Raw genomic sequence first — 7,132 nt, 5'->3', positions numbered from 1 at the left:
GAAAATCTCATCGCCGCTTGGAATGCGCTCGTTACGCCCGAGGATCTCGTCTATAATCTCGGCGACGTCTCCTTTCACAAGGATTTTGCGCACACTTGCGAGTTACTTCGCAGACTAAACGGGCGACATTTTTTAGTGCTCGGCAACCACGACGGGCGGATCGCTGCGATGAAAAACGAGCTGTTAAGCCAGCGCAAGGCGGACGGTAATTTTATGTTTGAGCAGATCGTGGGCTACGCCTTTGTGCGCCTATCACATAAGAGAGCGGCTCTATCTCACTACCCGATGATCGAGTGGGCAAACTGCCATTATGGCGCGCTGATGCTCTACGGTCACCTGCACGCAGATATCGCTGAGGTTTCAGGCAGAGCGCTAAACGTAGGTTTTGATCTGCACGGCAAAATTTTAAGCGAGGACGAGGTGTGGTTGTACCTCAAGGACATCCCGCCCAAGGCCCATCACGCAAGCGAGCTAGAGGGCATTAGCGAGAACGACGATGTGGAGCAAAGGCAGGCTTTGATAGAAAATTTTTTACGCAAAATTAATCGGGATTCGTGAAAAAATATAATTTGCGGTGCAAGATGGGCTTCTTTACGACAAATGAGTTTAAATTTAAAAGCGAGTTGTTTAAATACTGATTATTTTACCCAGCCAAAATCCATTATGTAACGCGAGATAAATTTAACAAAACGTAACCGCAAACAGACAATCAAATCGTATCAAGCAAGCGAAATGCTGCAAAGATAAAATTTTAAAATTCTGCCTAGGTGCAGAGCGAAAAAATTGATCTAGCGGGCTTCCAGCATTGCGATTTTGTTGATGTAATCGGCGAAATTTAGATTTATCAGATTTGTTTTGATGAAGATGCGCGTGAAAATCACATAACCAATCTCGTTGCTAAGCGTGCCGTCTGAGTAGATGAAAACGTTGGTGAGAAACTCGCTATTTTCGGATTTGTAGAAGGTCTCGATCTGAAAATTTAAAAGCTCGTAAAATAGCTCGTCAGTATCGCTCATCGCTGCCTGCATCTCTTCGTCGATACGCATTATATCGGCGTAGAGCACGCGTTCTTGGTTGGCAACGACGAAACATGCGCGGTTATTAAATTTCAGCGCAAACATCGCCATATTTTCAAAATCGCTTTGATTTTTTAGCAAGAAGTATAAAATTTTAAATAAACTAGCGTGCGAGCTAAATTCTATTCCAAAAGTCTCATCCGCCGCCTGTGCACTTGCGCGAGGAAATTCCACTATGAAACTATCATCAACTTTTTGATAAATACTATTTTCTTTAATCATATAATCCTCGTTAAAATGCACTCTTTGATTTTCGTCGTCTATCAGTACGCAAGAGATTAAATTTTTATCACTCAGATCCGCAAAGCCCGCTAGCGAGGTAGCCAGATCATTTTCTTGCGCGATAGGAAAACAATCGGATTTCTCATCCAAAATTCTTTTACCAAAGCCCAATTTTCTATAAAAAAACTCGCATGCGTCGGCACTTTTAGCGACGCCGAGGAATGATTTTGCTTTAAATAGTGCCATTTTTTCTCCTAAAATTACAATTATACCGAAACACTATTATTTCAAACTAAAATTTAGCGTCCTTTTTAGCGCTTGCAAAAAGCAGTTGTTTGATCGCCTCTTTGCCCGCATCGAGGCTAAGCCCTGTTAAATTTAACGGTGCGCTGAGGCTATAATTTATATGCGAAAAGGGCTTTGGCAATACCATCTCGTCCCAGCTACGAAATTTCCAAAAACTGCTCGCTTCGTAATTTAGCGCGTAAATGTCTAAGTTCAGTCGCTGCGCAAGGATCACGGCTCCGTCGGCGACGCTGTGAAGGGGGCCGCGCGGACCGTCGGGAGTGATGATGACGTCGGTGCCGTTTTTTATCTCTTTGATCGCACCCATAAGCGCGCGCGCGCCGCCTTTGAAACTACTACCGCGGATCGCGCCGATACCGAAATGCGAGATCACGCGCGTAATGATTTCGCCGTCTTTGTGATCGCTGATGATAACCTTGGCGCACCTCTTGTTGCCGAAATCCCGCAGCCACCAGCGCCTATAAGCAAAGCTCATCATCGCTAATCTTCCATGCCAAAACACGACGACGCAGGGCCTTTCGGGCAGCTTCGTGGGGGTAAATTTAACCCTGCACGTTAAAAAAATACACCAAATCAGGATAAAAATGAGATATTCGGCGATGCGGAAAAACAGCCGCTTTTTAAGCGATAACTTTTCCATAAAGCGCCATTCTGGCGGTCTTTTCGACACGTACTCTGCGCGTTTTGCCTAACAGCTCCTCGCCGCCTTGCGCGCAGATTAAAAAATTTGAAAAGCTTCTACCGCACGCGGTGCCGTCCTCGCGCAGCTCCTCGAAATACACGTCGAAAATTTTATCTTTTTGCGCTCCTGCGATCTCGTCTAAAATTTTAGTATGAGCACTTTGCAGCCTGCTTAGCCTTTCGCTTGAAATTTCATCATCCAGCGGTTTTAAGTTTGCCGTGGGCGTGAGCGGCCGCGGGCTAAATTTAAAGGAAAAAACCTGCTCAAATCTCACCGCTTCTAACACTTCCATCGTCTCGGCAAAATCCTCCTCGCTCTCGCTCGGATAGCCCACGATGATGTCGGTGCTGATCGCCACGCCCGGGCAGCTTTGGCGCAGTTTAAGCGCGCGGTCTAGATACCACTGCTTGGTATATCCGCGCTTCATATCGCGCAAAACCTTGCTAGAGCCGCTTTGCAGCGGCATATGCATCGATTTGCAAATTTTAGGATTATTGCAAAAAACGTCCAAAAATTTATCGTCCATATGCAGCGGATGCGGGCTGGTAAAGCGGATGCGCTCGATGCCCTCTATCTCGCTAAGCCGCACGAGCAGGTCGCTGAAGTCGATTTTTTCGTGCGCGCTCGAAAAGCGCTTGCCGTAGTTATTGACGTTTTGACCGAGCAGAAATATCTCTTTGGCGCCGCGAGCGGCGGATCTTTCGGCTTCGCGCAAGATGATTTGAGCGGGGATTGAAATTTCATCGCCTCTAGTTTGCGGCACGATGCAGTAGGAGCACTTTTTGTCGCAGCCGATCATTATGTTTATGAAGGATTTATATGGTGAGCTCGCAAAATCTCCGAATGCAAACTCGCTCTCGTCGTAATTTATGTCTGTGCTGATAAATTTGGGCGTGCGTACGGCTTGCGAAATTTTAGATACGTTTCTGGCGCCGAGTACGAAATCCACAAAGGGTGCGCGCTTAAAAATTTCTCCGCCCAGATGGCTTGCGGTGCAGCCGCAAACGCCGATTTTAGAGCCTTTTTTTCGCGCCTTATCAAAAGCTCCGATCTCGCTGAAAAGCTTATGCACGGGCTTTTCGCGTACGGAGCAGGTATTTATTAAGATCAGATCCGCAATATTTACGTCGTTGGTGATCTCGTAATCTTGCTCTTTCAGCTGCGCGATAATATGCTCGCTATCGCGCACGTTCATCGCGCAACCTAGGGTCTGGATGAAGAGGAGTTTGCTCAAAGGATATGCACCTCATACATATACTCGTTTTCGTTCAGCCCGTATCGCACTATGCGCTGATACACGCTAAAACCCTTAGTGTCGAAAAAATCCACCAAAGCGGCTAAATCTTTTTGAGAATTTTCTCTATCCAGATAAAATATTTTTTGTCCGCTCTTTTCTACTTGGGCTTGCAAATCCTCGATCTTAACGCTCTTTGGCTTAGAGGCGAGCTCCGTTCTGGCAAGTTTTAGCTGCATGATCTATCCTTTCATTTATGTTTTAAACCCGCGAGTTTAGCGAAATTTAGATAATAATTCGTTTAAATAAAAATAAAGTCAAAATTCCATATAATACCGCACTTCAAAATTTAAAATCCAAATTTAGTAGCACGAAATCAAATCTTAAGGAAAATTTATGGAAAAAATCACCGACATCATCGAGTCGATTGCAAATGAAAAGGGACTTGAGTCCGCAGACGTCAAAGAGCGCGTCAAAACGGCGTTCATCCAGACCGCAAAAAGACTTTTCGGCGAGGAATATCTCTACGACAGCGAAGTCGATCCGCAGACCAAACGCGTCAAGCTCTACCAAAAGGTCCACGTCGTCGCGGATGATGATGAGCGACTCGGCGATCACAACTTCATCGCGCTGAGCGAAGCCAAAAAAATAGGCGAAAACGCAGAGATCGGCGATGAGCTAAGCTACGAAATAAATATCGAAAATCTCGGTCGCACGGCTTCCGGCGTGCTGGCTAGAGAGCTGAATTTTCATATCCAGCGGCTGCTCGAAGAGAAAATTTTTGAAAACTATAAAAGTAAAGTAGGTACCCTTACCCACGGCACAGTCACCAAGATCGATCACGACGGCACTACCTACGTAGAGATCGAGGATACGAAGGCTTTCATGCCGCAAAAAAACCGCATCAAGGGTGAAAATTTCAAAGTGGGCGACGTGCTGCAAGCCGTCATCAAAAACGTAGCCATCGACAAATCTCACGGCATCAGACTAGAACTTTCGCGCACCAGCCCGAAATTCCTAGAAGCCCTGCTCGCTGCCGAAGTCCCAGAGATCAAAGACGGCAGCGTTATCATTCAGGCTTGCGCGAGGATTCCGGGCAGGCGAGCCAAGATCGCACTTAGCGCCGTCTCGCCAAACGTCGATCCGGTAGGCGCCACCGTCGGCAAAGGAGGCGCTCGAATCGACGCGGTGAGTAGATTTTTAAGCAAAAATTTGCAAGACGGAAGCGGCGGCGAGAGCATCGACGCGTTTGAATACTCCGCAAGCCCCGAAATTTTGATCACTCGCGCGATGGCGCCCGCGATCGTAAACTCGGTCAAAATAGCGCAGGACGGCAAGGCGATCGTCTATGTAAACCCCGATCAAAAAAGTAAAGCGATCGGCAAAAACGGCCTAAATATCCGCCTAGCTTCGATGCTATGTGGCTGCGAGATCGAGCTTATCGAAACCGGTTCGGCAAGCGAGAAAAAGGTCTCCACGGAGGAAGGTCTTAAAAATCTCGAAGCGCTTTTCGGCGAGCTGTAGAGCTCGCGCGCTTTGCTTTTGAAATTTTGTAAATTACGCCTTTTATAAAATTCTATTCTTTTAGGATTTTACGAATTGTAAATTTCGTCTTTTGAATATTCTACAGCAAAGCGAAATTTTATTTTGCGCGTAGAATGTGTAGAATCTGAAGCGAGCGGTAATTTTGCGAATTCGGTAGCTAGCGAAATTTATAAAATTTAATGCCCTGCGGAATTATAATACGAAATTTTGCGGAGTACGGAATTTCAAAATTTAAAGTCAAAGCGAAATTTTGACCGAAATTTTACGGCACGGAATTTTAAGATCAAATTTTATTCATGCGCGGATTTAAATTAACGCGATATTTTAAATTTACACGGCGCGCAAAATTCCAACCCAAGCTAGGTCGTGCCTACCACTCGTATAAAATTTCAACGCCGCCGTAATGCCAAAATGCCTTCGGCGCAAGGTATTCGCCGCCCAAGACGGCTAGGCCTAGTTTAAAATATTGCGGAAAAAATTCTGTGATTTTAGAGATTTCCTGCTCAAGTAGCGTCGTGCAGTAGAGGTTCGCTTCACCGCGAGGTCTTAGCGTAAAACCCTCGCCGACGCGCCTAAGTAAAGAAGCGGCTAGGCGCGCCTTTTGCTCCTCACTTAAAAAATTTATCCGCGCCGCGCCGAAGTCTCGCGCATGCGCCAAAAACTCCTGCATCGAAACGGCCGCGACGCCGTCTCGCTCGCCCTCGCCCATTACGGCATGCACTATCACGAGCGGGCGTTCGCGCACGATCATGCCTACGTGCGAGTATTTAAAATTCGTTGCGGTTGCGATTATGCGGCTGTCGGTGACGTCGCCTAGGCGAAAGACGAGATCGCCCGTGCGTAGATTTGATAAAATTTCATCCGGTACCCGTAGCGGCTCTTTGGCGGCAGGTGCGTGCGTGAGCATCCAAAGCTCGCCGAGCCCGCCCGCCACAAAGATCAAGCAGATAAGAAACTTTTTCGCTAAAGCGAGACTTTCCACTTGCCGTCTTTTTTGACGAGTTTAACGCTCTCGGTGCGGTTCGCGCCGTTTTTAAAAGACACGACGACTTTCACGAGCGCCGATTTCTCGTCGCTATTTTGCAGCTCGCCTGAGATGCTCTTTAGCCCGTCGCGCTTAGAGGCCTCCCCCTTGCCGGCGCCTGCCATCTGCATCAGTTTGCCGTTTATCATCTGCATAGAGCCATCTGTCCTTATCGGGTATATCTATAGCATCCACCAAAGTCTTAGAATCGCCCTCGTATAGGGCTCTGATGAAGTCCTCGGCTACGCCTTTCGAGTCGCTGCCGCAGCCCGCTAAAACGAATATCGCAATGAGTGCAAGTAGAAATTTTTTCATAAGCTCTCCTCGTAGAAATTTTGAAATTTTATATACGAGCGGTGAATATTTTTTAAATTTTAACCTTTCTGCTCGGGGGAATTTATATCGCGTTTGGATTTGCAAAAAGGGTATTCGGTCGTGCTTTTTCTGAATTAAAATAGAATTTTGCATTCGAAGGAAAGCTCGTCTTGCCTCGGTAAAATTTTATCTTGCTGAAGCGAAATTTTATGGCAGTTTCTGCGAACCGTGTCTTGCGGCACACCACTCAAACGGTGCCCAAACTCATTCGGTAACGCACGAGGCGAGCTTTGCTTGTCGGAACTGAAATTTAACTGTATTTTGCGACTAAAATTTTAAAATTTAAATGCCGCCTTCGTAGGATTGCTCGCTTGCGATTTAGCTTTTTGCTGCGACGCTCGCGAAATTATAAGGAAATTTTACCTAAATAGGGCTATAATCCAATAATTCATTTCATAAAGGAATATCATGGAGACATGGGCGGTTTGGGCACTTGCATCAGCACTCTTTGCGGCGCTGACTGCGATATTTGCAAAAATCGGGCTTGAAGGGATCAACTCTCACTTCGCAACTTTTATCCGCACGATCATCATTGCCTTTTGTCTCGCCGCATTCCTACGCTACGCTAAAGCCTGGCAGCCGTTATCGAGCCTAACCCCTCGCAACTGGGTATTTTTGATACTAAGCGGATTAGCTACGGGCGCATCGTGGCTAGCGTATTTCAAAGC

The 7,132-nt window shown here is 46.6% G+C and carries 10 protein-coding genes; 3 read left to right on the top strand and 7 right to left on the bottom strand.

Annotated elements, in window-relative coordinates; translation table 11 throughout:
• Positions 1-558 (top strand): metallophosphoesterase (locus Q0614_RS10685; RefSeq protein ID WP_298788633.1); only part of this gene is annotated, 558 nt, incomplete at its 5' end.
• A gap of 230 nt (positions 559-788) precedes the next feature.
• Here the strand turns inward: Q0614_RS10685 and Q0614_RS10680 are convergent.
• From Q0614_RS10680 to Q0614_RS10665, 4 genes are read right to left on the bottom strand one after another with little or no spacing between them, the layout of a single operon-like run.
• Positions 789-1,544, bottom strand: coding sequence for a hypothetical protein (locus Q0614_RS10680; RefSeq protein ID WP_298788632.1), 756 nt, complete (start codon positions 1,542-1,544; stop codon positions 789-791).
• A 46-nt stretch (positions 1,545-1,590) separates the two neighbouring features.
• Entirely contained in the window at positions 1,591-2,244 is a 654-nt protein-coding gene (locus tag Q0614_RS10675; protein WP_298788630.1) for a lysophospholipid acyltransferase family protein, read from the bottom strand.
• Positions 2,225-3,520, bottom strand: coding sequence for a tRNA (N6-isopentenyl adenosine(37)-C2)-methylthiotransferase MiaB (gene miaB, locus Q0614_RS10670; protein ID WP_298788628.1), 1,296 nt, complete (start codon positions 3,518-3,520; stop codon positions 2,225-2,227). The genes Q0614_RS10675 and miaB overlap by 20 nt, the downstream gene beginning before the upstream one ends.
• Positions 3,517-3,759 carry an HP0268 family nuclease gene (locus Q0614_RS10665; protein WP_005870077.1) on the bottom strand — a complete coding sequence of 81 codons (243 nt, stop codon included), beginning with the start codon at positions 3,757-3,759 and terminating at the stop codon, positions 3,517-3,519. The genes miaB and Q0614_RS10665 overlap by 4 nt, the downstream gene beginning before the upstream one ends.
• A gap of 157 nt (positions 3,760-3,916) precedes the next feature.
• On the opposite strand from Q0614_RS10665, the gene nusA reads away from it, so the two are divergent.
• Positions 3,917-5,044: a transcription termination factor NusA gene (nusA, locus tag Q0614_RS10660; RefSeq protein ID WP_298788626.1), complete on the top strand. Its 1,128-nt coding sequence runs from the start codon at positions 3,917-3,919 to the stop codon at positions 5,042-5,044.
• 391 nt (positions 5,045-5,435) lie between these two features.
• Here nusA and Q0614_RS10655 read toward each other — a convergent pair whose 3' ends face one another.
• From Q0614_RS10655 to Q0614_RS10645, 3 genes are read right to left on the bottom strand one after another with little or no spacing between them, the layout of a single operon-like run.
• Positions 5,436-6,047, bottom strand: coding sequence for a YiiX/YebB-like N1pC/P60 family cysteine hydrolase (locus Q0614_RS10655; protein ID WP_298788624.1), 612 nt, complete (start codon positions 6,045-6,047; stop codon positions 5,436-5,438).
• Positions 6,029-6,220: a DUF4878 domain-containing protein gene (locus Q0614_RS10650; RefSeq protein WP_298788623.1), complete on the bottom strand. Its 192-nt coding sequence runs from the start codon at positions 6,218-6,220 to the stop codon at positions 6,029-6,031. Before Q0614_RS10650 ends, Q0614_RS10655 begins: the two co-directional genes overlap by 19 nt.
• Positions 6,183-6,404: a membrane lipoprotein lipid attachment site-containing protein gene (locus tag Q0614_RS10645; RefSeq protein WP_298060976.1), complete on the bottom strand. Its 222-nt coding sequence runs from the start codon at positions 6,402-6,404 to the stop codon at positions 6,183-6,185. The genes Q0614_RS10650 and Q0614_RS10645 overlap by 38 nt, the downstream gene beginning before the upstream one ends.
• 468 nt (positions 6,405-6,872) lie before the next feature.
• Between Q0614_RS10645 and Q0614_RS10640 the strand changes: the two genes are divergently transcribed.
• Positions 6,873-7,132, top strand: a 260-nt coding sequence (locus Q0614_RS10640) for an EamA family transporter (RefSeq protein ID WP_298788622.1), incomplete at its 3' end; no start/stop codon positions are given.

Origin of the sequence: uncultured Campylobacter sp., from assembly GCF_937997595.1 — a bacterium.
GTDB lineage: Bacteria > Campylobacterota > Campylobacteria > Campylobacterales > Campylobacteraceae > Campylobacter_B.
This window is presented reverse-complemented; position numbering and strand designations above follow the sequence as displayed.

Bases quoted from the DNA above. Each gene is read 5' to 3' on its own strand.
- Q0614_RS10665 (WP_005870077.1), bottom strand. From the start codon at position 3,759: ATGCAGCTAAAACTTGCCAGAACGGAGCTCGCCTCTAAGCCAAAGAGC.
- nusA (WP_298788626.1), top strand. From the start codon at position 3,917: ATGGAAAAAATCACCGACATCATCGAGTCGATTGCAAATGAAAAGGGA.
- Q0614_RS10675 (WP_298788630.1), bottom strand. From the start codon at position 2,244: ATGGAAAAGTTATCGCTTAAAAAGCGGCTGTTTTTCCGCATCGCCGAA.
- Q0614_RS10650 (WP_298788623.1), bottom strand. From the start codon at position 6,220: ATGCAGATGGCAGGCGCCGGCAAGGGGGAGGCCTCTAAGCGCGACGGG.
- Q0614_RS10645 (WP_298060976.1), bottom strand. From the start codon at position 6,404: ATGAAAAAATTTCTACTTGCACTCATTGCGATATTCGTTTTAGCGGGC.
- Q0614_RS10680 (WP_298788632.1), bottom strand. From the start codon at position 1,544: ATGGCACTATTTAAAGCAAAATCATTCCTCGGCGTCGCTAAAAGTGCC.